This is a genomic window from Roseivivax sediminis (assembly GCF_900112685.1).
GTDB lineage: Bacteria > Pseudomonadota > Alphaproteobacteria > Rhodobacterales > Rhodobacteraceae > Roseivivax > Roseivivax sediminis.
Window position 1 is genome coordinate 95,542 of sequence record NZ_FOMS01000014.1, and the last position, 26,935, is coordinate 122,476.

The 26,935-nt window shown below is 63.3% G+C and carries 21 protein-coding genes and 5 pseudogenes; 9 read left to right on the forward strand and 17 right to left on the reverse strand.

From position 1 onward, the window contains the following. Positions 1 to 56: 56 nt before the first annotated feature. Positions 57 to 203: pseudogene (locus tag F3H57_RS22835) on the reverse strand (DUF6429 family protein); the annotation flags it as partial. Positions 204 to 803: 600 nt separating this feature from the next. Here F3H57_RS22835 and rfbC point away from each other — a divergent pair. Continuing rightward, entirely contained in the window at positions 804 to 1,364 is a 561-nt protein-coding gene (gene rfbC, locus F3H57_RS18830) for a dTDP-4-dehydrorhamnose 3,5-epimerase (protein ID WP_149757914.1), read from the forward strand. A 3-nt stretch (positions 1,365 to 1,367) separates the two neighbouring features. Next, positions 1,368 to 2,411 carry a dTDP-glucose 4,6-dehydratase gene (gene rfbB, locus F3H57_RS18835; RefSeq protein WP_149757916.1) on the forward strand — a complete coding sequence of 348 codons (1,044 nt, stop codon included), beginning with the start codon at positions 1,368 to 1,370 and terminating at the stop codon, positions 2,409 to 2,411. 190 nt (positions 2,412 to 2,601) lie between these two features. Here the strand turns inward: rfbB and F3H57_RS18840 are convergent. Next, positions 2,602 to 3,063 (reverse strand): annotated as a pseudogene (locus tag F3H57_RS18840) (IS66 family transposase); the annotation flags it as partial. A gap of 21 nt (positions 3,064 to 3,084) precedes the next feature. Beyond that, positions 3,085 to 4,243: pseudogene (locus F3H57_RS18845) on the reverse strand (IS3 family transposase). A 139-nt stretch (positions 4,244 to 4,382) separates the two neighbouring features. Between F3H57_RS18845 and F3H57_RS18850 the strand changes: the two are divergent. Beyond that, positions 4,383 to 4,676 (forward strand): annotated as a pseudogene (locus F3H57_RS18850) (sugar phosphate nucleotidyltransferase); the annotation flags it as partial. A 53-nt stretch (positions 4,677 to 4,729) separates the two neighbouring features. On the opposite strand, the gene F3H57_RS18855 reads toward F3H57_RS18850, so the two are convergent. The 8 genes from F3H57_RS18855 to F3H57_RS18890 form a co-directional block, all read right to left on the reverse strand. After that, on the reverse strand, positions 4,730 to 5,485 hold the full coding sequence (locus F3H57_RS18855) for a hypothetical protein (RefSeq protein WP_149757920.1): 756 nt from the start codon (positions 5,483 to 5,485) through the stop codon (positions 4,730 to 4,732). Between the two features lie 25 nt (positions 5,486 to 5,510). Continuing rightward, positions 5,511 to 6,245, reverse strand: a complete 735-nt coding sequence (locus F3H57_RS18860) for a hypothetical protein (RefSeq protein WP_149757922.1) — start codon at positions 6,243 to 6,245, stop codon at positions 5,511 to 5,513. A 60-nt stretch (positions 6,246 to 6,305) separates the two neighbouring features. Further along, a complete protein-coding gene (locus F3H57_RS18865; RefSeq protein WP_149757924.1) occupies positions 6,306 to 7,172 on the reverse strand; it encodes a putative capsular polysaccharide synthesis family protein in 867 nt (288 codons plus the stop codon). Further along, entirely contained in the window at positions 7,173 to 8,543 is a 1,371-nt protein-coding gene (locus F3H57_RS18870) for a hypothetical protein (protein WP_149757926.1), read from the reverse strand. Between the two features lie 76 nt (positions 8,544 to 8,619). Then, a complete protein-coding gene (locus F3H57_RS18875) occupies positions 8,620 to 9,666 on the reverse strand; it encodes a hypothetical protein (RefSeq protein WP_149757928.1) in 1,047 nt (348 codons plus the stop codon). A 14-nt stretch (positions 9,667 to 9,680) separates the two neighbouring features. Beyond that, a complete protein-coding gene (locus F3H57_RS18880) occupies positions 9,681 to 10,715 on the reverse strand; it encodes an NAD-dependent epimerase/dehydratase family protein (RefSeq protein WP_149757930.1) in 1,035 nt (344 codons plus the stop codon). Between the two features lie 19 nt (positions 10,716 to 10,734). Continuing rightward, entirely contained in the window at positions 10,735 to 12,039 is a 1,305-nt protein-coding gene (locus F3H57_RS18885) for a flippase (protein ID WP_149757932.1), read from the reverse strand. Positions 12,040 to 12,051: 12 nt separating this feature from the next. Then, on the reverse strand, positions 12,052 to 13,110 hold the full coding sequence (locus tag F3H57_RS18890) for a CgeB family protein (protein ID WP_149757934.1): 1,059 nt from the start codon (positions 13,108 to 13,110) through the stop codon (positions 12,052 to 12,054). 387 nt (positions 13,111 to 13,497) lie between these two features. Here F3H57_RS18890 and F3H57_RS18895 point away from each other — a divergent pair, with 387 nt between their 5' ends. From F3H57_RS18895 to F3H57_RS18915, 5 genes and pseudogenes are all read left to right on the forward strand, one after another. Continuing rightward, entirely contained in the window at positions 13,498 to 13,884 is a 387-nt protein-coding gene (locus F3H57_RS18895) for a hypothetical protein (RefSeq protein ID WP_149757936.1), read from the forward strand. After that, a complete protein-coding gene (locus F3H57_RS18900) occupies positions 13,881 to 15,092 on the forward strand; it encodes a KpsF/GutQ family sugar-phosphate isomerase (protein WP_394349845.1) in 1,212 nt (403 codons plus the stop codon). Before F3H57_RS18895 ends, F3H57_RS18900 begins: the two co-directional genes overlap by 4 nt. Next, positions 15,089 to 15,886, forward strand: a complete 798-nt coding sequence (locus F3H57_RS18905) for a 3-deoxy-manno-octulosonate cytidylyltransferase (RefSeq protein ID WP_149757938.1) — start codon at positions 15,089 to 15,091, stop codon at positions 15,884 to 15,886. Before F3H57_RS18900 ends, F3H57_RS18905 begins: the two co-directional genes overlap by 4 nt. Next, on the forward strand, positions 15,883 to 16,701 hold the full coding sequence (gene kdsA / locus F3H57_RS18910; RefSeq protein ID WP_149757940.1) for a 3-deoxy-8-phosphooctulonate synthase: 819 nt from the start codon (positions 15,883 to 15,885) through the stop codon (positions 16,699 to 16,701). Before F3H57_RS18905 ends, kdsA begins: the two co-directional genes overlap by 4 nt. 76 nt (positions 16,702 to 16,777) lie before the next feature. After that, positions 16,778 to 17,966, forward strand: a pseudogene (locus tag F3H57_RS18915) (IS3 family transposase). Between the two features lie 47 nt (positions 17,967 to 18,013). Here F3H57_RS18915 and F3H57_RS18920 read toward each other — a convergent pair. The 4 genes from F3H57_RS18920 to F3H57_RS18935 all read right to left on the reverse strand — a co-directional run bounded on the left by F3H57_RS18920 (position 18,014) and on the right by F3H57_RS18935 (position 24,050). Further along, on the reverse strand, positions 18,014 to 19,381 hold the full coding sequence (locus tag F3H57_RS18920) for a polysaccharide biosynthesis/export family protein (protein ID WP_149757942.1): 1,368 nt from the start codon (positions 19,379 to 19,381) through the stop codon (positions 18,014 to 18,016). Between the two features lie 54 nt (positions 19,382 to 19,435). Further along, on the reverse strand, positions 19,436 to 20,044 hold the full coding sequence (locus tag F3H57_RS18925) for a YjbF family lipoprotein (RefSeq protein ID WP_149757944.1): 609 nt from the start codon (positions 20,042 to 20,044) through the stop codon (positions 19,436 to 19,438). After that, positions 20,041 to 22,206: a YjbH domain-containing protein gene (locus tag F3H57_RS18930; RefSeq protein WP_149757946.1), complete on the reverse strand. Its 2,166-nt coding sequence runs from the start codon at positions 22,204 to 22,206 to the stop codon at positions 20,041 to 20,043. The genes F3H57_RS18925 and F3H57_RS18930 overlap by 4 nt, the downstream gene beginning before the upstream one ends. A gap of 452 nt (positions 22,207 to 22,658) precedes the next feature. Further along, complete coding sequence (locus F3H57_RS18935) at positions 22,659 to 24,050, reverse strand: calcium-binding protein (RefSeq protein ID WP_149757948.1); 1,392 nt, start codon at positions 24,048 to 24,050, stop codon at positions 22,659 to 22,661. Positions 24,051 to 24,666: 616 nt separating this feature from the next. On the opposite strand from F3H57_RS18935, the gene F3H57_RS18940 reads away from it, so the two are divergent. Next, positions 24,667 to 25,308 carry a sugar transferase gene (locus tag F3H57_RS18940; RefSeq protein WP_149757980.1) on the forward strand — a complete coding sequence of 214 codons (642 nt, stop codon included), beginning with the start codon at positions 24,667 to 24,669 and terminating at the stop codon, positions 25,306 to 25,308. 30 nt (positions 25,309 to 25,338) lie between these two features. On the opposite strand, the gene F3H57_RS18945 is transcribed toward F3H57_RS18940, so the two are convergent. Both F3H57_RS18945 and F3H57_RS18950 read right to left on the reverse strand, forming a co-directional pair. Further along, entirely contained in the window at positions 25,339 to 26,343 is a 1,005-nt protein-coding gene (locus F3H57_RS18945) for an NAD-dependent epimerase/dehydratase family protein (protein ID WP_149757950.1), read from the reverse strand. A 170-nt stretch (positions 26,344 to 26,513) separates the two neighbouring features. Continuing rightward, a partial coding sequence (locus F3H57_RS18950; protein ID WP_149757952.1) for an outer membrane protein occupies positions 26,514 to 26,935 on the reverse strand: 422 nt, incomplete at its 5' end.

Consider the following 26,935-nt stretch of genomic DNA (forward strand, 5'->3'; position numbering starts at 1 on the left):
GCTAGGTGTTCTGCGGATCGCAGCCCCTCATCTGTCAAGACGACGGACTTGGCCCGCTTGACCGGATCGTGGATCAGGCCCTTCCGGTGCAGCCTGTCCAGCGTGGACCAATCCAAGCCCTTCCATGCACGGCGCTCTTCATGCAGCGTCAACCAGAGCAGGCCGAGCACCGCTTCGTCAATTTTGTCTTCGTCGATCTGCATCCTTCGAGATATACCACATCAGGAAGCCAAAGCGCCCGCGTTCCTCGCCGGATGGTTACCTTCGGCAGCGGATCCGGAGATCTTGCTCGAGGCGCGATTCGAGGTGGATGGCGTGACGAGTTCTTCGATCCCCGTGAGCGATGCGGCGGCGGCCCGGCCGGTGCTGGAACTGCGCCACGAGACCAGCTCCGGCGTTGCTAACATCCGCTGTGCCGGTCTGCGGGCCAAACCGGTCTGCGCCGAATGGGCCCGCGAACGCCAGGCCCGCATGGTGCAGGCATACCTCTGAACCGATCTTCTCCTGATGGAAGGCAAAACGCTCCGCGGTCCGCGGGGCGTTTCGCGTTGGTGGGGGCGGGCTCTGCCAAAGGGCGCGGAATGCCCAGATTCCCTGCAATCGACCGGCAAGTGGCCACCCCGGAGGCAGTGCAACGGGGATAGATATGGACACCATCTGGGTGCCTGATACATGTGCATTTGTGCAAAGGGTTGCAAAAGTTATGCAAATGTCTGTTTGAAAAGCACTGTACACGGTGCCGTTGATTGCCTGTGGCGCGGTGCCCGTTCTGCATTGAACCAAAGTTATTGAGAAGGCTGCTCATGAAGATTGAAGAAACACCCATTCCCGGTTTGCTGGTATTGGAACCAAAGCGGTTCGGCGATGCGCGGGGGTTCTTCAGCGAAAGCTGGAACCAGGCGACGCTGGAAGCAGCTGGCATCACCTATGATTTCGTGCAGGACAACCATTCCATGAGCGCCACTGTCGGGACCCTGCGCGGCCTGCACATGCAGACTCCGCCACATGCCCAGACCAAGCTGGTGCGCTGCGGGCGGGGCCGGCTGTTCGACGTGGCCGTCGACATCCGCAAGGGGTCGCCCACCTACGGTAAGTGGTTCGGGGTGGAGCTGAGCTTTGGCAACGGCAAGCAGCTGATGATCCCGACGGGATTCTTGCATGGCTTTATCACGCGCGAGGTCGACACAGAGATCTGCTACAAGTGTACGGACACCTATGCACCGGACTGCGACCGCAGCGTGCGTTTCGACGATCCCGAGATCGGCATCGACTGGGGGCTGGAAACCAATCCCGTGCTTTCGAGCAAGGATGAGGCTGCGCCGCTGCTGGCTGAGATCAACAACCCCTTTACCTTCGAGGGCTGAGCCATGAAAATTCTCGTAACCGGGGGCGCGGGCTTCATCGGCTCTGCAGTGGTGCGCCAAGCGATTGCCGCGGGCCATAGCGTGGTGAACCTTGATGCGCTGACCTATTCCGCCTGTCTCGAAAACGTGGCCTCGGTGGCGGACAGCCCGAACTACGCCTTCGTGCAGGCCGACCTGCGCGATCGCGCAGCATTGGACAAGGTGTTTGCCGAGCACACGCCCGAGGCGGTGATGCATCTGGCCGCGGAATCTCACGTCGACCGCTCCATCGACGGTCCGGGCGATTTCATCGAGACCAACATCCTCGGCACCTACAACCTGCTGGAAGCCACGCGCAGCTTTTGGGTGGCGAAAGACAAGCCCGAGAGCTTCCGCTTTCATCACATCTCCACCGATGAGGTCTTCGGCTCGCTGGGACCGACTGGCCAGTTCACCGAAACGACGCCCTACGATCCGCGCTCACCCTATTCGGCGTCGAAGGCGTCGTCGGACCATCTCGTGCGGGCATGGCATCACACCTACGGGCTGCCGATCGTGCTAACCAACTGCTCGAACAACTACGGGCCCTATCACTTCCCGGAAAAGCTAATCCCGGTGATCATCCTGAATGCGCTGGCCGGCAAGCCGCTGCCGATCTACGGCGACGGGTCGAACATCCGCGATTGGCTGTATGTCGAAGATCACGCTGATGCGCTGCTAACCGTGCTGGCCAAGGGTCGCAACGGCGAGTGCTACAACATCGGCGGCGAGAACGAGAAGACCAACCTCGAACTGGTGAAGACGCTCTGCGCCGTTCTCGACGACAAGCGCTCGAAAAACGAGGGCAGCTACGCCGATCAGATCACCTTTGTGGCCGACCGTCCGGGCCATGACGCGCGCTACGCCATCGATCCCACGCGGATGCAGACCGAACTGGGCTGGCGTCCCTCTGTTACCGTCGAAGAAGGGCTGGAAAAAACTGTCGACTGGTATCTCAATAACGCCGACTGGTGGCAGCCGCTGCTGGGCCGCGCCGGTGTCGGTGAACGTCTGGGAACAAAAGCATGAAGGCGCTGATCTGCGGCAAGACCGGCCAGGTAGCCACCGAGCTCGCCCACTAGCTCCCCGAGGGCGTGGAGGCGGTGTTCCTCTCGCGCGCGGATGCCGATCAGACCGACCCCAAAGCCTGCGCCGCTCTCGTGGCGCAGCACGCGCCGGAGGTGGTGATCAACGGTAACCGGCCGGTAAGGACCGCAGCTCAGGCGACGGCCTTTGCCTCCTGATCCAGCGGCACCCATTTCCACGGCAGCAGCTCATCGAGGCGGTTGATCTTGTGGTCGCCGATGCGGGACAGGATGTCGGTCAGGTAGGCTTCGGGGTCGTGGCCGCTGAGCTTCGCGCTTTCGATGATCGTCATGGCCTCCGCGAGGGGCTCGCCCCCGGCATCGGCCCCGGCGAAGAGCCAGTTCTTCCGGCCAATCACCACGGGCTTGATCGCGCGCTCGGCCGGGTCGTTGTCGATGGCCACGCGGCCGCCCTCCAGGAAGAGCGTGAAGGAGGGCCAGCGGCGGAGCGCGTAGCGGAAGGCCTTGGCCAGTGCGCTCTTGCCGGAGACACGGCCGAGCTGGGTCTCCGCCCACACCTTGAAGTCCTCCGCCAGCGGGCGTGCCTGACGCTCCGCCGCTCTTCGGCGGAGCAGCCGGTGATCTCGCGCTTGACCTGCCCCCCTTGGGTCCCTCGTTCATAGCGAGAGTCTGCGGGTTTGAGATTGGTAGTCTGAGCGGTCGTTCTGGGCAAGCGCGCCGGGCGCGGAGCCCTCAAATTGCTCAAGCGTCCGGCGCGCTTTGAGCGGCGTCTTGTTTCCCAGAGACGAGTGCGGTCTGACGGCGTTGTAATCGTAGCGCCAGAGCGCCAGCTTCCGGCGGCGTCGTCCAGGGTATCGAAGATCTCCTCGTTCAAGAGCTCGTCGCGCAGGCTGCCATTGAAGCTTTCGATGAAGGCGTTCTGCTGCGGCTTGCCCGGGTCGATGTAATGCCAGGGCACCCCGTTCTTGTCGGCCCACTTCAAGATGGCGCGGCTGGTGAACTCGATGCCGTTGTCGCTGACGATGCAAGCGGGCTTTCCGTAGATCCGCACCAGCGCATCCAGCTCGCGGGCGACACGAGCGCCCGAGATGCTGGTGTCAGCAGTCAGGCACAGGTTCTCCCGGCAGCAATCGTCGATCACCGCCAGAATGCGGAACTTGCGCGAGGCACCGAAGCTGTCCGCCAGGAAGTCGAGCGACCAGCGGGCATTGGGATGCGCCGCCTCCGGCATCGGCGTGCGTGACCCACGGGCCCGCTTGCGCCCGCGCCTTCGCTTCACCGACAGCCCCTCCTCCCGGTAGAGCCGATAGAGCTTCTTGTGGTTCATGAGCATGCCCTTGCGCTCGAGCAGGATACCGAGCCGGCGATAACCGAACCGGCGCCGTTTCCCGGCGATCTCCTTCATTTCCTCGCGGATCTCGGGGCAGTCCGGCGGGCGTGTGCGCCGGACCGTTTTGGGATCGACACCGACAAGCTGGCAGGCCCGGCGTTGCGAGATATCATGATCCCGCATGGCCCTGAGCGCTGCCTCTCGCCGCTTGGTCAATGTCGTCAGTTCTTTCCCAGAAGATCCTTCAGGACGACATTGTCGAGCATCGTGTCGGCCAGCAGGCGCTTGAGCTTGGCGTTCTCATCTTCCAAAGCCTTCAGCCTGGCGGCCTCGGAGACCTCCATGCCACCATACCTGGCTTTCAGCTTGTAGAACGTCGCCGGGCTGAGGCCATGCCTGCGGCACACCTCAGGTGTTGGCATGCCGGCCTCCTGCTCCTTGATCATCCCGATTATCTGCGCCTCGGTGAAACGGCTCTTCCTCATTCGTCTGCTCCTTCGCGGTTGAGCAGACTCTACATCAGACTGAGGGATCTTGCGGGGGGCAGGTCAAGACACGTCGCTAACGACGTAGTTATGACCGTGTCTTAGCCACTCAGGCCGTCGCCGAGCAGGTGGTGCTCATCGGGCGGTTACGGAGATCACCTCGCTGCTGGAGATGTACCTCGACGATGGCAGTCTGGATGTGCAGCGCATGGGCCGCGGCTATGCCTGGCTGGACACCGGGACGCATGACTCGCTGCTGGATGCGGGTAACTTCGTGCGGACCCTGACGAAACGCCAAGGGCTTCAGGCGGGCAACCCCGACGAGATCGCCTTTGAACAGGGGTGGATCAGCCGCGACCAGCTTGCGGAACGGGCAGAGCTGTTCCGCAAGAACTTCTACGGCCAGTATCTCAAGGATCTGTTGGAGAGCTGATCCCGGTCTGCCGCCCCTCCGCGCCGCCTTGCGCGCGTGGGGGGCGACCCCGTTCAGGCGGCGGTCCGGGCTTTTTGCGCCAGCGTGTCGTGCAGCGCCTGATCCTCGGCGTAGAACTCCGCAAGAAAGGCCATGTTGGCGGCTGTGACGGTCTCAATTGCCTCCTTGACCTGCGGGTCCTTGCGGATCAGCCGACGCGAGATGCCGTCCTTGGCCGCCTTGCCCATCCGGCCCGCCACGCGCTTGATCACCGGGTGGCGCATGAAGGACATCCACCCCGGCAGGCTGCCACCGGGATTGTCCACCGGCAGGTCCGGAAAGCGGCGGGACAGGTCGCCGATCAGGATCAGGTCACGCTGCGCCTCTGGCACGTCGGCCACGAAATCCACCTGCGGGCGTAAATGAATGTGGCGGTGATCCTCGCGGGCCGCGGCACACAATGCCTCGACCGAGGTGCCCTGCATGATGCGCTGCACCGTCTTGGCGGTAACGAAGTTCTTGTCCTGTGCCGCGAAGGTGCGGATGTATTGCAGCAGCGCGCTGGAGAATCGTGGGATCGGCGGGCGGATCACGGCGGTGATCGTGTAACCCTCGCCCACCAGATCATCACCGAAAAAGGCCGCCGCCTCGGCGGGGGTGATATGCGTCAGATCGCGGGTGCGCGGCGCCGCCTCGCCGGCCGCAATCTCGCGGCGGCCCTGATAGGCGCGGGAATCCTCCCACTGGCCCGCAAAATAGGCCCTGAGCGAAGAGCCGCCGTTCTTGGGGATGTGGCAGAACACTTTGTGACGGCTGTCGGAAATGATCATCGCCGCGCTCCGTTTGTCGGCTGTCTCAGGCGTCCGCCGTGGCGGCGAGCTGTTCGTAGAGCGCCTCGGCCTCGGCCTTGCGCGCCGCCAGCTCGGGGGCGGCGAACATCTCGAGGAAGCGGCGCTTTTCCTCATCGCGCTTGGCCCGGCGCCCGGCATCGGCATGAGGCGAGTATGCCTCGGTGCTCTGGCGGGCGCCATCGCGGGCCTTGCTGGTGGCGTCGAGCAAGGCAAAGGCCCCGGCCTCGTTCTCTGGCGTATGTCCGAAGGGTTTGAAATCGGTGCCGAACTTGGCGTTCAGCGCGGTGATCACCTTGCCGAAATCTCTGGTCACCGTGTCGAAGGTCGCCAGCACGATCTTGTCACGCACCGGGGCCAGGGCACGGTAAAAGGTGATGTATTCCCACAGCGCGAAATCGGGATCGAAGAGCGCCGGCTCCATCTGCACCAGAGAGCGTGCGGCCCCCATCGGTTGGCGGATCACCACCAGGCAGGGCACGCCGGCCTGCGCCGCCGCGATCACATGGGCCGAGGCATGGGTGTGATGCCCCAGCTTCACCTCGCGGCCCTGCGCATAAAGAAAGGCCGCCTCGCTGAATGAGTTGCCCGAACGCGGGTAGCCCTCGATCACCAACTCGGTGTCGGCGGTGAACACGCGGTCGCCCTTGGGCCCGCGACGCATCAGCGGCAGGTAGACGGCCGGCTGCGTCGAGATATGGGTGCGGAAAGTGCGACGGATCTTGCGAAGCGTGGTGGTCATGGCGGAAGGCTTTCGTGCTGAGATGAGGGCTGTGGTCAATGCTGTGCGGTTGGCTGATTGTCAGGGGGCCAGCGTCTCGGGGATGTCCCAGCGGGTGCGGATCGCCTGCTTTTCCTCCGAGGTATAGAGTGCGTCCCACAGCGCCACGTCGAGCGTGCGGCGCACAATCTGTGGCGCGGGACGCCAGGTGGCCTTCAGTCGGGTAATCGCGTCCGAATAGGACTTACGCTTGGAATCGTTGCGCCGTTCAAGCTGCACAGGCTTGCCGGCGAAATCGCTCAGGCTGGTTTCCCAGGGGGCCTGGTTTTCGTATTTCATCAGCAGGAACCGGCGCTTGTCACGGACCAGCACCTGCACCGGCTGGTCGCGCAGATTGACCTCTGCGATGTTCAGCCCGAAGGGTCGGGCCAGGTTCTGGGCAAACCAGGTCCGGGTGGTGTCATGGGGGCCGTGCTTTTCGTATAGCGCGATCAGCTCCTCGGTGGTCATGTCCTCGACCTTCACCCCCAGCTTCCAGGACTGCTCAAAAAAGGCGGACATGTTGCGCGCAAAGGGATCGCGGAAAGTGGTGACGAAACGTTTCGGACGGCTTTGCGTCAGCGCCAGCCAGCTGCGGGTCTTGACCTGAAAGGCGGCATTTTGCAGCGGCCGCTCTGGCAGCCCGTCGACAAAGAGGTATTCCTGCGGCGCGCGGTGCAGCGTGTGGGCCTGATAGGCGGGCACGCCGGCATCGACGAATCCTTGGATGATCGCCGAGGAGGCGGTCTTGCCGATGGTCAGCACGCAGATGTGTTGAGGGTCGAACCACATGCGCAGCTTCGCCCCGAGGTTGCGCGGAGTGGCGAAGGCTTTGTTCTGCTCCTGTTGCCGGGGTGTTTCCCCGGGGGCGGTGGCCTGGCTGTCGGGAAGTGTGCTGGTATCGGTCATTCAGGCAACCTTGTGTCTGGGGCTTCCTCGGGAACGTCCGGTCGGGCCATGTGTATTGCGCGAGGCGGAGACGAAGAAGGCAAGAAGCGATTTGAGAATGAAGAAGTAGAAAATCATCTTGAAACCCACTGCCCAGTCATACAGCAGCATGCGCGGGGCATAGGCGGCGAGGATGACCTGGTAGGGAAAAATGTCGGCGCCGTTACCGCGCAAAACTCGGATAAAGATCCAGGTAAAGATCGCGCACAGCACGATGCCGCCAACGAGACCCGCGAAGGCGTAGAAATAGCCGGGCATCATGCCGCCGCCGGGGATATCGAAGGCCCGCCCGGTGGCGGCCTTGAGGTCGAGCCCGCCGGGCAGCCCGCTCCGGGTGATAAAGATCGAGGCGATGTCGGAAAACAGAAAGTGCAGCCCGTTTATGTTATCGAAGGAGGCCACGTGGTCCACGTAGTAGGTATGGAACTTCGAGGTCTGAAAGGTGCCGCCGGAGGTGCTGACCAGGGCGCCCTTGTTGTACAGGTTGTCGACGGACAGGTTGCGCAGCCCCTCCATGGAAATTCCGGTGTTGCGCAGCATCCCGAGGATGAAAAGCGCAAGGGCTGCGAGCATCCCGGCGAGCTTCCAGATCGACGGAATGCGGATGCCGCCCATACAGCAAAAGACTACGATTGACACCGAGATGAAGCGCAGCCGCAGCCCCACCAGAAAGGTCGCCGCGAGGTAGACCATCGCGCAAGCCAGCAGCAGCTTGCGGGCCATGGCGCTGCGCGCGGCGCAAAATCCCACCAAGGTGATCAACGAGGAAAACTCAATGAAGCCCATACGCTCGGCCGTCACGTCGCGGTAGCCGCCCCCCAGCAGCGTCCCGCTGCGCAGCATCAACGCGCTGAACACCAAAAGCAGCACGGCCGCGAAGAACGGCACAAGGTCGGATTTCCCGATGCGGATCTCCGACAGGTCACGGTTGCGCACCGCGTTGGCACTGGGGACATACAGGCTGAAGATCCCGATGAACCAATAGAGGATCAGGATCATCTCGCGGTCGTATTCGCTGCCATTGGGCGGGATCTTCAGCGCGATGGCGGCCCCGCTGAGGATCAGCGGCGACAGGAAGACCAGCGTCATCAGCAGTAACGCGGGATAGACGAAATAGATCGTTCGATCAAAGGCGAACATCGCGATGATCAGCGCCAAGGCCGGCCAAAACACGGTAGAGACCTCCGCCAGCCCGAGGCTGGCAAGAAAGGTCATCGCCAGATGCAAGCCACACAGCGACCACAGGGTGATTAGATCGGTCGGTGCGGGCGGCGGCGCGGCCACGGTGCTGCGGGTCGCAGCGATCTGAGAAGTCAGGGCTTGGCGCATCATCTTGTCTCGTGGCGGCGCATGGGTCGGGTCACGATCAGCCCTCCCTCTTGGTATCTGGCCGGGTTTCTGGCGTGGCCTAGCCGGCCGGGATATCGAAGCCGAAGCGTTGCCGGTCCGCCGCTAGGCTGTCGTGGGCGAGGCGGCTCAGCCGGTCCAGCGTGACGGCATCCGCCGCCTGCGCCTCGGCCTCGGACAGATGCGCAGTGGCCAGCGGACGGTCCGCCACGGTGATGACGGGGATACCCCGCGACAGCGCATCCATCAACACGCCGCTGTCGCCGCAGATTGCCAGCGCAGGCGGCGGCGAGACGGTGTTAAGTGCGGCCTGCGCCAGGTCGGAATGGGCGGAGCGAAGCATAGGATGTAGCGACCAGAGTGTTTCAGTGCCTTCGGGCATATGTGTTTCCAGTTGCCGGAATATCTCGATCTGGGTCTCGTCGTAAGGGGGGCACAGCAGCACCCGCCCGGCCCGGCGGTCCTCTGCCGGTGCGAGGTGGCCGAAACCGTATTGTCCCACCACCCGCAACCGCGCGGGGTCTGTGCCCACCTCGATATAGTTTTGCCGGGTGAACCCTTCCCACAGGCAGATCTGCCCCGAGACGAAGTTGCGGATCATCATGAAGGAGCCGATGTCATCGCTGCGGTACAGCCCGTGTTGCAGCGAATAGGTGGCCCCCTCCGGCTGCGCCTGGGCGGCCAGCGACAGGGCAAAGCCAGACAGATGCCCGTCGGCGTACAGTACCAGCGGCCCGGTCCGCCGTGGCAGTACCCGCCGTGTCACCGCGATGATGCCCGTGATGGGCAGCAACGTCAGCAGGGCGGCCAGCATCAGCGCCAGCACCTTGGCCACGATCCCCATAGCGTGGGCCTCGATGATCGGGGCGCCGGGCAGCGCCGTGTCGATCTGGCCGGATCGACGGCTCTGGAACTCGCGGGTGAAGCTCAGCGCTCCGCCGCCCCACCAGTTGTGCACGATTAGCGCGCCCGCCCCCTTCCCACGCATCTGCATGAGGCACATGACCAGCGCCCAGCATTCCTTTGTCTTGTACTTCGGCCAGGCCAGGGGCTTGTGGCTCCCGGCGTGCCTGAAGTGAAAGGTCGGAGTCTCGGGGAGGCTGGCCATGGCGGCGGTCCTGTTCAGGCTTCGAAGAAGTCGATCAGGCCCGACAGGCCATCCTTGAGCGAGACCTTAGGCTCCCATCCCAGCGCGGTCTGCGCGGCGGTGATATCGGCTGCGGCGTGACGTACGTCGCCCAGGCGGTAGGCATCGCAGAACTCGGGTGCCGGGCCACCGGTCAGCTCGCAGATTTGGCTGGCCACCGCCTCCAGCGTCAGCCGCTCACCCGAGCCGATGTCATAGGTGCCCGCCGGGCCCTTGCCCGACAGGGCGGCGGCGATGGCGCTGGCGATGTCGGCCACATGCACGAAGTCGCGGGTGATGCCGCCATTCTCGTAGATGTTCACGGTCTTCTTCTGGCTCAGCATCCGCAGGAAGTGGATCAGCACGCCGGTGTAGGGGTTGGTCAGCGACTGCCCTGCCCCGTAGACGTTCTGTAGGCGCAAGATGTAGGCGTCGACGCCAAAGGACTGCGCCCAGTTGCGCAACAAGTTTTCTTGGCACAGCTTGGTCGCGCCATAGATGTTCGAGGGGTTCGGCAAGTGATCGGCTGCGCACATCGCCTGCGGAGTCAGCCCGTCGAACTCGAACTTGCCGGCCTTCAGGTCGGCCTCGGCGCGCTGCTGCGGGTAGACCAGCTTGCCGCTCTCATCGAGGTAGGGGCCCTCGCCGTAGACCGCGCGGCTGGAGGTCAGCACCACGCGCTTGGGCAGGGTGCCAATCGCGCTGAGCGCGTCGAGCACCAGCGCCGTGCCCATAGCGTTGACGCGGGTGTTCAACGTGACGTTGTGCAGCGACCGCCCGGTGCCGGTTTCGGCGGCCAGCAGCACGAGGTTCGTCGGAACGCCCTCTTCGAACAGCGCCTTCACGTCGTCGGGCTGGGTCACGTCACCGGGAAAAAATTCGACGCCGGAGCCCACGAAATCCGCGATCGACTTCTTGTTGTGGACGATGGGCGAGAGGTTGTCCGAGACTGTGAAATTCTCGGGGCCGAAGTCGGTGAACAGCCGCGTGCCGATAAAGCCGGCACCACCGATAATAAGGGTCTTTTGCATGAGAAATCGTCCTTGTAGTCTACCGTGCGACGTTCAGAAAAGGGAACGGCGTGGAATTGATGGCAAGGCGTTTGCGCACGAGCCTGTGCAGGTATATGTTCCAGGCCACAACGGTGATCGCGGTGGCAATGGCAGCGCCGGTCGGGCCGTAGATCGGGATCAACAGCGCATTGAGCACGACGTTGACGAGTGTGCCCAGCAGGACGCCCTTCATGGTGTCGACCTCGTGGCCGGTCATGTTAAGTATGGTTATCACCGATCCGAACAGAGCGCTGACCAGTTGCCCGGTCACGCGGATCACCATTGGCAGGTAACTGTCGATGTATTCCGGCCCGAAGGCCAGCGAAATCAGCGGCCGTCCCAGCGCCACCAGCAGCACCGAGGTGGGCAGCGCGGTCAGCAGGATCAGCCGCACCGACCGGGTGGCCAGCGCTTGCAGCGCGGCGGTGTTGCCTTCGCGGTGCAGGCGGGCGAAATGCGGCATCATCACCATGTTAATCGCCTGCAGCCCTGCCACGGTGACAAGCGCTGCGGTCGCGCCGAGCTTGTACAGCCCGGCCGCTTCGGCCCCGTCGAGGATGCCCAGCATGATGACATCGAGGTTGTCGTTCAAAATCTGTGCGCCGGAGATGACCCCCATCACCCCGGTCGATCCTAGCATGGCGCGCATCTGCAGCTGCGCGCCTGTCGTTGCGCCCTGCAGCGCGGGCTGCAGGCGCCACCAGATGAGCAGACCGACGCTCAGTGCCAGCGTCGCGGCCAGCGCATGCAGCCCCATGGCCGACAGGGCCGACAGCCCGCCGGTCAAGCTGGCGGGTAGCAGAACCCAGACCACTAGCAAGCATAAAAACAGCAGATGGCGCAGCACCTGCCCCACCAGCAGCCCGAGCATGTGGCCGCCGACGCCGCGCAGCGCCGCGCCGGTCACCTGTGTCAGCGCCATGGCCGGCACCAGCCCCAGCCCCAGCCAGAGCACCGCCTGCCCGGTCTGATCCGAAGAATGGATCACCAGCGTCCAGATCAACGCACCGGCGACAACCACCGCCGCCAGCATCAACACCAGCGTCACTGCGGCGCGAAAGATTTGCCGGGCAAGCCGCGGGTTGTCCTCGCTCAGCGCGCCCGCGATCTCGCGTACCACGTAGTTTGGCAAGCCCATGGCGGTGGGGATGGCCATGATGGTCACAGACGCCAGCGCCACCGAATAGATGCCATAGACCGCTGGCGACAGCACACGCGCCAGGATCGCGACCACGAGAAAGCCCAACAGGATGCTGAAGGCCTTGATGGCGATGCCGAAGATGCTTTGTCGTCCGAGGGTCATTGAGGAATACCTTCAGGCACTGCGGGCATGCAGGTGCGGCGCAGAGGCGGACTGCAGCAGCCGGTAGTCCGGCACCTCTTCGGCCAGCAGATGCGCGGCCCAAGTGCCGATGTGGTACTTGTGGTAGAACTGCTCCGCTTGGCTGCTGTCGCCGGAGGTGGGCACGCTGATGTCCAGCCGTTCGTCATCGAAGACGCTGATCGGGAAATGCGGGTAGAAGTCATGCCGCGCGATATTGGTGTTTGAGGTGGCAAAGGGCCGCCCGGCAAAGACCGCATCCATGGTGCGGATCGTCAGCCCGCCCTGATTTTGCTGTTCGATGTCCACCACGCAGGCCGATTGCGCCAGCTTTTCGAGGTAGGTCTCGAAGGGAACGCTCTCGCGCGACAGCGTGTCGGTGTAGCCAAAACGCCAGGCCGCGAGGCGGAGCAGCGCGTATTGCAGCGCCGAGGGCGCATAAAGGTAGAAGAAGGGCCGCTCGTCGCGTTCGCGAGTCTTGCGCGCGATACCCGCCAGCACCTTCACGCGGCGGATGCGCCCGGTGCCGATGAAACAGTAGTGATAGGCCGGTTCGGTCTTTTCCACTGCCGGAGCCTTGAAGGCGGTGTGGTGGTGGAACAGCGGCAGGAAGCCCAGCTGGTCAAATCTGTCGCAATCGTCCATATCAAAGCTGAAGGCGGCATCCACGCTGTCGATGGTCTGCTGGTCCAATGGCCGGTTGGCGGCGCTGTCATAGAGGTACAGCACGATGCGGATGCCCGGCAGCGCCGTGCGCAGCCGCGAGATTTCAGGGGGGCGCAGGTTCTCGGGGCTGATCAGCAGCAGCGTGTCAGCCCCGAACGCGCGGGCATCGGCGGCGAGGCGGTCGGTGTTGGCCTCGGAGATGCGCTTGATGTGCTGCAACAGGCCGAGGCGGGTAAGCGCCTTGACCATGAAGCTGTTGCTGGGTCGCGCATCCGAGAACCGCGCTGCGTGCCCCAGCGCCTCGATCGCCGCGGGAATCGATTTCTCGTACCCCTGAAAGCGGTTCATGACCACGAGGATGCGTCTTTGAGAGGTATGGGAGGGCATGGTGTCTTCCTGTCGTGCGCCGGTCAAGGGTGCGGGCATGGCTAATCTGGCGAGGGTGGGTCCAGTCGCTAGGTGCGGCTATTGTCAAATCCAGTCTGGCGCGGATTGGTAAAAACAGCATCATGGAAACGTCATTCAATGTCCTTGCCTTACGCGACGCTTTCACAAAGGACAACTGCGAGGGCCCTCTTGTCACACACTATTTTTTCCGCAGTGTTCAAAAATGAAGCAGGGGTGTTTTCTGCAAATACAACAGGAGGCTGCCTGCAGAGGTTATGCATGAAATGGCATGCTGCATCGCAGATAACTGCCTAAGCGCCTTTGCGGGTATGGATGTTTTCGCGCAGCCGACGTATGGGAGGGGCGATAGCGTGGGTTTGGATTTGCATGACTGATCAGAGGCTGAATTCGGCAACGCCAGTTGAATCGAATGTGGTCGAGTTCGTCGACCACCTGACCCAGTCGGTGCTGCTGTACCGGACCGCCGCCGCGGTCACGCTCAACAACCGCTCGGTGGTAAACACCGAGGACAAGGTGATGCGCAGCCGCCACGTGTTGGACCAGATAGTCGACGAGCTCGATCCCACCGCCGAGCCGCAGTTCAACCCGCGCAAAGGTTTCAGCCTGACGGCGGCGGCGATCTTGGACCTGTTCTTGAGCGAGATGCGCCATCTCTTGTTCCGAGCCAGCGAGGACGTCGAAGCCTTCATTTGCATGAAGTGGGCTGTGATGTGCTGTTCGGCGGCAAGAGCCTATCGGACCCGTCAGATATGATCAGGGAGCTACGCGAGAGCTATGACCAGATTGTCATCGACACGCCGCCGATCCTGCTGTTGCCTGATGCACGCATCATCGCACAATACGTCGATGCCATCGCGGTGGCGCTACGACAATTACATGGATTAAAGCTCGTCTTATTACAGCAATTGATGGGTGGCGCCGTGGTCGTCTCCCGGGCGGACCGCACGAAGCATTTGAAAAGAAGGAGTTTTGATATGGGTGATTTGGGAAGCTCTCCGACGGTGCAAACCGCGACGGACGATCTGGCGCACATGCAGCAGGTCCTGATGACCGAGGCGCGTGCGCTGGACAAGATGGGGCAGGAACTGGGCGACAACCACCTCAAGGCCATCGATCTGCTGTTTGCCGCCAAGGGGCGCATAATCATCTCGGGCGTGGGCAAGTCCGGGCACATCGGCTGCAAGATCGCAGCGACTTTTGCCTCTACCGGGACGCCGGCGCAATTCGTCCACCCCACCGAGGCCAGCCACGGCGATCTTGGCATGGTGACCGAACAGGACGTCTGCCTGGTGATCTCGAACTCCGGCGAGACCAAGGAGCTGGCGGATATCGTCACCCATTGCGGACGCTTCTCAATCCCGCTGATCGCCATCACCAGCCGCAGAGGCAGCACGCTCGATGTAGAATCGGACGTGACCTTGCTGCTGCCCGATGCGCCAGAAGCCTGTAGTATCGGCGTCGCGCCCACCACATCCACCACTGCGACACTCGCGATGGGCGATGCCCTAGCGGTAGCGCTGATGCACCGTCGTGGGTTCAAGCGTGAAGATTTCCAAGTGCTCCATCCGGGCGGCAAGCTTGGTTCCCAGCTGAAGCGAGTCGAGGCTTTGATGCACAGCGGCGACGCCATTCCTACCGTGCGTCCCGACGCCGCCATGGGCGAAGTGCTGATCGAGATGACCTCGAAAGGCTTTGGTATGGCCGGTGTCATCGAAGACGGCAAGTTGATCGGCGTTGTCACCGACGGTGACCTTCGCCGCAACCTGTCTGATCTCATGGCCCGCAGTGCGGGCGAAGTGGCAACGCTCGGTCCCAAGACCGTGCAGCGTGATATTCTGGCCTCCGAGGCGCTGAACATCATGAACACGTCTAAGATCAGCGCCCTATTCGTGCTTGATGTCACTGGTGCGGTTGTCGGCGTGCTGCACATCCACGATCTTCTGCGGGCGGGTGTTGCATGACCACGACCATTCTGATTCCGGCGCGCTACGCATCGACGCGCTATCCGGGCAAACCCTTGGCCACACTGACCGGTCCTGACGGCGCAAAGACGCTGATACAGCGCAGCTGGGAAGCGGCCATGTCGGTGCCGGAAGCGGACAACGTGTTTGTCGCCACCGATGATGAGCGCATTGCCGAAGCCTCCCGCGGGTTTGGCGCAGAGGTCATCATGACCGATGAGGCCTGCCGCAATGGCACGGAACGCTGCGCCGATGCGCTTGCCCGTACCGGCATGACCCCGGACATCGTGGTCAATCTGCAAGGTGATGCGCCTCTGACGCCTGCATGGTTCCTGTCCGACCTGATCCAGGCGATGAAGGCGGAGGAGAGCCTTGATGCGGCGACACCGGTGCTGCGCTGCGACCCCGAAACCCTGTCCATGTTAATCGAAGATCGGGACAATGGGCGCGTAGGTGGGACGACTGCCGTTTTCGACACAGATTATCGGGCGCTCTACTTCTCCAAGGAAGTGATCCCCTTTACCGGCGGCAAGACCTTTGCCGAAGGCGAGGTGCCAGTGTTCCACCACGTTGGTGTCTATGCCTACCGCACCACAGCTCTGACCCGCTACATCGATTGGCCAGAAGGCCGGATGGAAAAGCTCGAAGGGCTGGAACAGCTCCGCTTTCTTGAAAACGGCGCGCGCATGAAATGCGTCGAAGTCGACGCCCGGGGACGGATATTCTGGGAATTGAACAACCCCGAGGACATCGCTCGTATCGAGCAGGTTCTCAACCGTGATGGAACGCTATGAAAACTGTCACAGTCGGCAATATCGACATCTCCAACGAGAACCGCTTTGCCCTGCTTGCTGGTCCTTGCCAGCTTGAAAGCCTTGATCACGCCCGGATGCTGGCGGAAAAGATCGGTGAAGCCTGCGAAACCAACGGTGTGTCCTATGTCTTCAAGGCCAGCTACGACAAGGCGAACCGGACATCGTTGAGCGGCCAGCGCGGTCTCGGCATCGAAAAAGGTCTGGAGATCCTCAACAGCATCCGCGAGGAGTTCGGCTGCCCCATCGTGACAGATGTGCATGACATCCCGCAGGTGCAAGGCGCTGCTGAGGTCGTCGACATCCTGCAAATTCCAGCGTTCCTGTGCCGCCAGACCGACCTGCTGCTCGCCGCAGGTGAGACTGGCAAAGCCATCAACATCAAGAAGGGTCAGTTCCTTGCCCCGTGGGACATGATGAACGTCGCAGCCAAACTGGCCTCGACCGGCAACGAAAATATCATGCTGTGTGATCGTGGCACCTCCTTTGGCTACAACACGCTGGTCAGTGACTTCCGCGGTCTGCCCACTATGGCAGAGACCGGCTATCCGGTGGTCTTTGACGCAACCCATTCGGTGCAGCAGCCCGGCGGCAAAGGCGTCTCCTCTGGCGGTCAGCGTGAATTCGTGCCAGTGCTGGCGAGGGCGGCGGTGGCCGTGGGCGTCGGTGCGCTGTTCATGGAGGTCCACGAGGATCCCGACAATGCCCCCTCTGACGGGCCGAACATGGTCCGTATCGAAGAACTGGACGGTATCCTGTCGAAGCTGGTGGCGCTGGACAATGTCATCAAGGGCTGAGGTACCGGGATGTGCTGTGACCCCCGATTTTCCCTCCATCTGATGATAGAGTCCGGCCCAACAAGAGGACCGGAAGATGAAGAGATCGAAGTTCAGCGAAGAGCAGATCATCGCGATTCTGCGGGAGCAGGAAGCGGGCGCGAAGACTGCTGACGTCTGCCGCAGGGGCACGGGATCAGCAGCGCGACATTCTATTCCTGGAAGAGCCGCTATGGCGGCATGGATGTGTCTGACGTGAAGCGGCTGAAGGCGCTCGAGGAGGAGAACGCCAAGCTCAAGCGGCTCTATGCGGATGCGATGCTGGACAACACTGCGCTGAAGGATCTGCTCGGCCGAAAGTGGTGACGCCCGCCGCGAAGCGGCTTGCGGTCGCTCGGCTTGTGCAAGCGCACGAGATGAGCGAGCGGCGGACGTGTCACCTCATTGGCACCGATCGGTCGATGATCCGGTATTGCGCCCGGCGGCCCGAGGATGCCGCGCTCCGGGACCGTATGCGCGACCTTGCCGGGGAACGCCGGCGGTTCGGCTATCGGCGGCTCCACGTTCTGCTGCGCCAGGAAGGCCTCGTGGAGAACCGCAATAAGACTGAGCGCATCTATCGCGAGGAGGGATTGTCGGTGAAGCGCAGGCGGGGGCGCAAGAAGGCCACTGGCACGCGGGCACCCCTCCTCGTGGAGGCAGTGCCGAACGCCCGCTGGTCGGTCGACTTCGTGCATGACCAGCTCACGTCCGGACGGCGCCTGCGCATCCTGAACGTGATTGACGACGTCACCAAGGAATGCCTGGCGGTAGTCGTCGACACGTCCATCAGCGGGCGCAGAGTGGCTCGGGAGCTGTCTGGCCTCATTGCCACCCGCGGCTCGCCCGGCATGATCGTCAGCGACCACGGCACGGAATTCACCTCGAACGCCATGCTCGAATGGACGCAGAAGACCGGCGTGCCCTGGCATTTCATCGCGCCGGGAAAGCCGATGCAGAACGGGATCTGCGAAGCTTTCAATGGCCGAATGCGTGACGAACTCCTCAACGAAACTCTGTTTGTCAGCCTCGATCACGCTCGCGATGCCACCGCCCGGTGGGTCGCCGATTACAACTCGTGCCGGCCGCATTCCGCGCTCGGCTACATGCCACCGGCGGCCTATGCCGCCAAGCTCACCGCAATGGACGATCCGCTCCACGCACCTGAAACGCTGCGCGGATCGCCCATTGCTCCACCGGCGCACCCGCGCCAAGCTGACCGCCGGGCTCCGGCTTCGGGTGGATGAAAATCGGGGGTCACAGCACAGGTAATAGGGCAGGGCCCACCTCACTCTCAATTTGTTGCCTGCGCCACGGACGTCGTAATCAGCGAGGGCGTGATCTGTCGGATGACCCGGTTCCATCGGGTCACCGGTTGCTCGGCGACGAAGATCACGTCGTTCGGCCGAAGTTGGAACCGGGTGGCCAGGACCAAGTTGTTGGCATTCTTGGCATTGAGCCGCCAAGCGGTCATAGCCCCGAATTCGCGCGGATCCGGTGAGCCGCGCAGCACGTAGATCTCCGAGACGTCCCCGGTTTCGGTCGTCACGCCGCCGCTCCCTTCGTAAAGCGCGTCGGCCAAGCTCGCCTGTGTGTCGAACGGTAGCGGATAGCGGCTCTGTTCGCCAACTTCACCGGTAAGGTAGACATAGTCGCGCTCCACCGATCCAAGTTCGAGCCGTGACTGAAAATTCTGCCGCGCGTCTTGCTGGTTATTACGGCGAATGGCCACTTCGGTGTTGAGTGCGTTCAGGGCCGATACACGGGCGTCTTGGCGGAATTCCGCGAGCCGAATCTGCTCCTCGAAATAGGCTCGCGCCAGTTCGAGTTCGTAGGAGGTGTCGACAAAGACGCTGTCGCCATCAACCAGTTGGATGCGGCGCAGGGCAGAGTTGGAATAGAGTTCCTCGAGGGGGATCTGGTAGAGTGTGCCGTCGCGGTAGATCCGCACACTCGCCAGATCCTCGTCCTCAACGGTGATGCCGCCAGCGGCGGCCAGCGCCTCGTCGAGATAGATCGGTGTCAACCGGATCGGCGCCACGGTGGGCTGGGCCACGGCGCCGCCGATCGATATCTTCTTGGAGTTGAACTCGGCAATCTCCAAGCTAAACGTCGGGTCGATCTGGTTTTCAACCAGCCGCTGGAAGACCTCCGCCTCCGCCTCTTCGAGTGTCAGTCCCGAGACATTCACCCGGCCCACGTTCGGGATCGCGATCGCTCCGTCGTCCTGCACTGTATAACCTTGGCGCGCATTGGTTGCGGCCAGAAGACCAGTCAGTTCCTCGACCGTCGAGCCAGCCTGCTGCGTGGCGAGCAGCACCACGTCGCCGATGCCGATCCGGTAAGGCTGCGGCGACACCGGAGGCGGCAGACGGGTTTCGAGCGTGCCCTCCTGCGGACGACTGCTCTGGGCCGGTTGCGGCACCGCGCCGGCACCGCGCAAACCACTGCCGCTACCGGCGGTCTGAAAGAACACCTCCGGTAGACGCTTAGGACTATACGTCGATCGATTGGCGACCAGGACAGTCTCGGGTGTAATCGAGACCACGCGCACCTTGCCGTCGGGCCCCGCGTTGCGACTGACGGCCGGACTTTTGTAGGCCACGCCACAGCCGGCCAGCCAGACACTCATCGCGAGGAATGCGAAAAGGGCGCGCATCATGGTATTCTCCTTCGGTCCCCGGCACGGTTCCGCCCGCTTCGGGATCATGGTGGCTCACCGCGGATCGCCGAAGCGCCAGGCTCCAGACCCGGCGCGGGGATGCTGACGTGACGATAGCACGGCTCCCGATTCCGGCACGATGCGGTAAGTGTTCACAAAATCTTCGGTCATTCCGGTGCAGTCCTCGCTCACGCGCATCCCGGAGACGGTAACGGTGCAGACATAGCTTTCTAGCACCGTCTGGCCCTCACCATCGAGACGGGACTGAAAGCGTTCGGCCAGGCCGTCCTCTCCCGCCGACATGAGCGCAGCGAGGTCCGACACATCCGTCGACATCAGGTCGTCGCCGAGACCGCGTGTCGCCACTAGCAAGCCGCCACGGAACGTGAACCCTGCGCCGTCCGGCGCGAGCCAGAGCACGGCGCCGTCGGGCAGTGTCGAGGCCCGGCGCAGCGTGATGGTACGCTCCGTCGCCTCTTCGGTCGCGGCCCTGGTGGGCGCGTCGGCGCGGACCAGCGCCGCGTAGCGCGGATCGCTCCGTATCGGAAGGAACGGTAGGAGATGCCGCGCGGTGTCACGTGCGAAGCGTTGCGGCTCCCCAGTCGAGGAGCATCCCGCCAGCACCGCCGAGAGTGCGAAAGCCAGAGCATACCGCCTCTTCATCGCCAGAACCGTCCCCAGTCTTCCTGTAGCTCGCGCGGCTGCATGTTGCGTACCCTGTCATAGAGCCGCGCGGCCTGCTCGACCCGCGCGCCACCATCACCGGTCACCGGCCGCCAAGTGGTCGAATAGACCGATCGCGATGGCGTGCCGAACAGCCAGCTTGCCGGAACGCTGAACCGGATCCCCTTGTCAAAGCTGCCCTCGCCGAACGCGTCGGTGGACATCTCGGTGATCGTGGCATAAGCGCCGACACTGAAGCCATTGGCGAACTCGCGGTCCAAGCTGAGCGTGCCGCCGATATCCCCGGCGAGGTAGCGACCGACATCGAGCTGCAAAAGATAGTCGTCACCAAGCTCGTAATAGGCCGAGGCGAAGCCGGTTGTGGTAGTGTAGTCCTCGAAGCCGAAGACTTCGCCGGGCGCGCGCTTCGCCGCCCAGGTAAGTTCGGTCCCGAAGCCCCAGCGGCCGCCTGCGGGTTTCCACAGAAGCTCGCCCGAAACGCCTCCGTACATCTGCTCGAACATCCCGGCCGAGATCCGGCCAAATAGTTCGGGACCCGGGCGGAAATGGTAATCCGCGGTCAGCCGGCGCAGTTCGAGATCGGTATCATCGTCGTAGCGGGCCGCGTCGGTGCGCACGACCGGCCAGGTGCCGGAGCCGTCGGACAGGTTCGGCACCGGCTCCACACGTCTGACGAAAGCAGGCTGACGCAATTCGGTCTCGACCGTGAGGCCGGGCAGCAACGCCATTCGGGCGGTCGCACGCAGACCGCTTTCGGCGATGAAGTTGTCGGGGTCCGACCAGGTCGGCCCGACATAAGGCGAGAGCCCGAAGGTCAACCGCGGATAACCGCCGCTGCGCACGTCCAGAGGATAGACACTGCCCTCCTCGAGCCGCGCCCGCGCAAGGCTGTTCCAGCCGCCCTCGAGGTCGCCTTGAAGGTCAGCCAAATCGCTGCGGGCAAACGTCACTGCGGTGGGTGCAATCTCGCCCTGCCGCGGCACCAACGTGATCCGAGCCACTTCGGCAGGCAAAACCGCAGCGAGTGTGCGGGCCGCACGGCCGAGCCCCTCGGCCTCGGCGAGATAACGGTCATTTCGGTAATGCACCACGACGCGGTCGCCGTCGCGATCAAGGGACAGCAGCGCAAGTCCTTCGGCGGAGAAAGCAGCCTGAGCTTTTTCCGAGAGTGATCCCTGCGCCCCGATCAAGCCGGTGCCGGACGGCAGATCCCAGCCAAGAGCCGCGGTCGAGGCAGCGGGCACGACTGGCCCTTGTCCCGCCCGACCGTTGTCCGGCCCCAGCGGATCGGTGGCATCGAAAGTGTAGCTCAACTGCAGGCCCGCGGTCGTGCCGTAGAGCCAAGCAGCAGTCAGATCGAGCCCACCGACCCGGTAGGTGGCAGCTACATTGAAGGGACTCTGGTGGTCCAAGTCGGTCCGAGCGGTTTCGGGGTCGTAGGCGTCAGAGGAATATTCCGCACTTAGCACCAAACGGTCGGTCGCTTGGAACTGGATCCCGCCGAAAAGCGCGGCCTCACCCCGGAACCACTGATCGGCATCGAACTTGCCGGTCTGGGCGATACCCTCGCCCGAATCGTCGGGCCGGCTGTCGAAGGCTTCACTCAAAAAACCCAGCGGGTTACCGAAGCCGCCTTGGGTGCCAAGCCGTCCCCAGCCCAGACCACCAGTGGCGCGCACTCGACCGAAGGTCTTGGACGCCACAAGATATTCGCCGCCGTAGATCCCGGTGCCGCCGAAATCCTGAAGCCCGACGGTCACCGCGGGACGGCGGGCGGTCTCGTCGGCTAACTGGTAGCGAAGATCGAAACTACGGTCGTAATAGGCACCGTCACCGGAGCCATATCCCTCAATATAGCTGTAGCGGAAGACGCCCGACAGGCGCGGAGAGATCTGGAAGTGAAATACGTTGCGCTGCGTGACGTCGGTGGAATTGACTGAAAGCGTGCCGTTGGCATCGGGCATCTGGTGGGCCGTCGGCATGTCAACGATGCCGGGCACACCCTGGAAGCTCAGGATCGGACGTTTCCAGACGCTCCCCTCGTCGGAACTCTGGGAAACCGCGCTGCTGGCCCAGCAGAGATAGACGCTGCCGCACAACAGAGCATGTCGGAGTCCCACACATCCGGTCGTTCGCTTCATCAAATCCTCGCAACCCGCCGGGGTCGGGCTCGTTGTCACAGAGGCACGGATAGACCGAAGCAGTCGTGCTCGCTACCCCGTATTTCATGCTCCATACGCATCGTGCGCCGAAAACAGAGCAGCCTTGACGCCCGAATTCGAATACCCCGGCTTGGGCCTTGCCCAGCAGGCAATCGGTTCATCTGATCTGCTAAATTCAATCTGGGCGTTGCAGCTCAGCGGACACTCAGGGCCCGCTTCAACCTTGCCCCAGCTCCGACGGCAGCGATCCACTATCAACTCGCCGTGAACTTTGAGCAGTTGGCGGGTTACCATGGTCTGCGAGGGATGAAGGACAGCCCGATAACCTACCCATGATGCCGCGTTAAAGACCTTGGGCGGATATGAGCCGCGTTCTCACGGAAGGTTCTCCGGGGCTCGAAGGATCGATCCGAGCCCCGGAGAATTACAATTTACAGGAAGCTGAAGTCTTCCACAGTCAGGTCGGCCGCGGTGACGCCCACTACGACGATTTCCTGGCCCTGGTAGGTCAGCGTTGCGGCGTCGACTGCGTCCTCGCCTTCACCGTAGGTCGTATCGGTGATGTCCAGCGCGTCGACGCGGCCCGCGAGGCCGGAGCCGGGCTCGTTCTCGACACCGGTCAGGAAGATCGTGTCGACACCGTCTTCGAAGTCGAGGATCGTGTCGGTCGCACCTTCGTCGCCGCGGTTCCAGACGAACACGTCCGCGCCTTCGCCGCCAGTCATCTCGTCGCTGCCGTCGCCACCGTTGATAGTGTCGTCGCCTTCGCCGCCGAAGATGGTGTCGTTGCGGCCGCCGCCGGCGAGGAAGTCGTCGCCTTCGCCGCCGTCGATCAGGTCGTTGCCGTTACCGCCGCCGACCGAATCGTCGCCTTCGCCGGCATCGATCGTGTCCATGCCGAAGCCGCCGCCGAGGTTGTCGGAGCCTTCGCCGGTGGTGATGGAATCAGTGCCGAAAGAGCCGCCGATGACGTTGTTGCCGTTACCGGTCGCGATGGTGTCGCTGCCGGCACCGCCCGCGATGACGTTGTCGCCGTCGCCGGTGGTGATGACGTCGTCGCCGAAGCCGCCGCCGATGGTGTTGTTGCCGTTGCCGGTCGAGATAACGTCATTGCCGGTGCCGCCACCGATGAAGTTGTTGCCTTCGCCGGCGCTGATGCTGTCGTCGCCGGTGCCGCCCGCGATGGTGTTGTTGCCTTCACCGCCGTCGATGGTGTCGTTACCGTTGCCACCCAGCAGGCCATCGTTGCCGTTGCCACCGCTGAGGTTGTCGTCACCGTCGCCGCCTTCCACGCGGTCGTCGCCGTCGCTGCCCGTCAGGGTGTCGTCACCGTCCGTGCCGGGCACGACGATACCGGGTGTCGGAAGATCCTCGACGCTCTCGAGCCCGGCGATGTCGTCAAAGCTCAGCGGCGAGGCGTCGAAATCCGCGAAGCCGTCGACAGAGGTCGCGATGGCCTGGAAATCTTCCGCGGTCAGATCCTCCGGCAGCGGCGTGCCGGACACCTCGATGAGGTAGTTCTGGAAGCCGGAGGTCTGGATGCCGATGACCTGCCGCTCTGCCCCGTCCTCGAACGAGAGGTCGGCCAGGTAGAAGTCCAGGTCCGAGAAATCGAGCGGAACCCCGTCGACGGAGAAGGTCTCCGGGACGGTCAGGATGGTCGCGTTGCCCTCGTCCCCGGACAGCGTCCCGGTAATGTCGTATTCGAGGGCAGTAACATCATCGTCGAATGTGGCGACGATTTCGACGGGGCTAACCGTGAGGATGTCGTCCGCACCGGTGCCATACGTCACTTCCAGGGCCGTAAACGTGTAGGCCTGCATGATCTACACCTCTCCAATTTCGCAAGAGTCAAAACTTCGTGCCCATAGAGGGGGTAAAGCGCCGCCTATTGTCAACGCATGGAGCGAAGGTTTTAAAACTTTTCATGGATGGAGCAGTGGGGGTCTCGCCGAACGACACATAATTAGCAGCTTTGGGGCGCTTATTGGGCGGAACAGGGGGAACGCAACCCGGACACGGCGATACGGGACCCGATTCGCGGCTTTCCACCTGCAACATGCCGGCCCGGGCGGGCGTCACATCCCTGTTTCAGACGCTTGGCATCCTGGGAAAGCGACGACAAAACCTGATCCGACCGCCGCGGAGAGGCGCATTAAGCTATGGTCCGCGAGCCCTCCTATGAAATCGGCGGAGTCCGCTTTTTACTGCATGAATAAACGGCATTGTCGGGACGGCGGAAAAAAAACTGAACCAAGTCCCCCGTCCCGTGATGACAGAGCGCGGCGTCGAGGCTAAACGTCCGTTAGGAATCGTCGTCAAAGCCTTCAAGTTGGCAGGCAGCAAACTGCCTTCGCGGAAATCGGTTCAGTTCGTAGGACGAAGATGAAAGATCAGAGCACATTTCTGCCCGAATATTTCAGCCCCGACCCCGCGTCGATGCGCCTGTCTGTCCTCGCGCGCACGCGGCAATCGTATCAGCGCTTCTGGAAGCGCGTCTTCGATATCGTTCTTGCCCTGCTCATGCTGCCGGCGTTGCTGCCCGTCATTGCGGTCCTGTGGCTTCTTGTCCGGCGCGACGGCGGGTCCGGCTTCTTCGGACATCGGCGTGTCGGCCAGTGCGGCCGGACCTTCCGCTGCTACAAGATCCGCACCATGGTTCCAGATGCGGACCGCCGGCTGGCCGAGTACCTCGCCACCAATCCCGAGGCGGCAGAGGAATGGACCCGCGATCACAAGCTCACCGACGACCCCCGCATCACCTCCCTGGGCAGGTTCCTGCGCGCCAGCAGCCTCGACGAGCTGCCGCAGATCTGGAACGTGCTGCGCGGCGACATGAGCTTCGTCGGCCCGCGTCCGGTTGTCCGTGCCGAAATGCGCAGATACGGGCCGTACCGGTCGGCCTACCTTGCGCTGAAGCCCGGCATCACGGGGGTCTGGCAGGTCTCGGGACGCAACGACGTCAGCTACCAGGAACGCGTCCGGATGGATGTCTCCTACCTCGCGAACGCCTCTTTGAAGACGGATCTGTACCTTCTCTTCAAGACCGTGAACGCTGTTCTCGACCGGACGGGCCGCTGACCGGCCCGGAGACCCCGATCGGCGGAACCTTCAGATCCGGTGGAAGGCCCGGTACCACGCGACGAACCTGTCGACGCCCACCGCTACCGGCGTACCGGACCGCGCGCCGATCAGGGCCTCGAGCAGCGCGGTGTCGGCCCAGGTCGCCGGGACGTCGCCGGGTTGCATCGGCATGAGCTTCCGCTCCGCCTGCCGCCCGGTCGCCGCCTCGATCGCCGCGATGAAATCGGTCAGCTGCACCGGCTCGGAATTGCCGATGTTCACCACCCGGAACGGCGCCACCGGCGACAGGCTGTCCGCCTCGCCCTCCGGGCGGCCGCGTTCGGGCACCGCGCCCGCAAGCCGCGCGATGCCTTCCACGAGGTCGTCGATATAGGTGAAGTCGCGCTTCATGTCGCCGTGGTTGTAGACCTCGATCGGCGCGCCTTCGAGGATCGCCTTGGTGAACTTGAAGAGTGCCATGTCCGGCCGCCCCCAGGGTCCGTAGACGGTGAAGAAGCGGAACATGGTGATCGGCAGATCGTAGAGATGGGCGTAGGAATGGGCCATCGCCTCGGTCGCCTTCTTGGTGGCGGCGTAGAACGACATCTGGTGATCGGCGCGCATCGTCTCGCGATAGGGCATCTCGGTGTTCGCGCCGTAGGCCGAGGAGGTGGAGGCAAGCAGCATGTGCCGCGGCGGATGCGCGCGGGCGGCCTCCAGCAGCTCGAACGTGCCGGCGATGTTGCTCTCCAGATAGGAGCGCGGATTCTCGAGCGAGTAGCGCACCCCCGCCTGCGCGGCGAGGTGGATCACCGTGTCGAAGCCGCCGTCCGCGAAAAGACCGGCCAGCACCCCGGGATCCTCCACCGCCGCCTCGATGAAGCGGAAGCCCGGGTTGGCGCCGATCTCGGACAGCCGCGCGCGCTTCAGCGCGACATCGTAGTAATCGGTCATCGCGTCGAGCCCGACGACCTCGACCCCCGCTGCCAGCAGGCGCTGCACGCAATGGTAGCCGATGAAGCCGGCCGCGCCCGTCACAAGCGCTTTTTCCATCCAGTCTCCCACCGGCAATGCGGTTTCGGTCGAGGGCGGCAGACGGCCCGGGCGGGCGGGACCGTGTCGCATGACAGACGAACACGGCGAACACGAGACTTGAAGCCGCTACGGCCGATCGCGGGGTCTCCGGAGGACCCCAGCCCGCCACTCGCCGGGCCGGTACCCGATCAGAACCGGAAGTTCAGGCTCACGCTCGCGCTGTAGGCGGTGGCGTCGAGATCATCGTAGATACTGTCGTCGAAATCCTCGAACTTGTCGTAGTCGAACTCGAAGCCGACGGTGATCCTATCGTTCAGGAACCGCTCCGCGCCGACACCGAGGAAATATCCGGACGAATCCTCGACCTTCGGATTGTCGGTGTAGATCTCGGCGTAACCGGCGGTACCGTAGACCATGTTGCGTCCGAACGCGACACCCGCGCGGGGACCCACCCGAAAAACACCTTGCTCGGAGTCGACCCCGACATATTGCGCGCCCACGCCCAGAACGGTTGTTCCGAACTGATAGTCGAAGGCGATCCGCCCGCCCGCCGTCGGGTCTTCTCCGTCGGCGCTGGCGGCGTCGCTTTCGATCATGCCGTATCCGACGA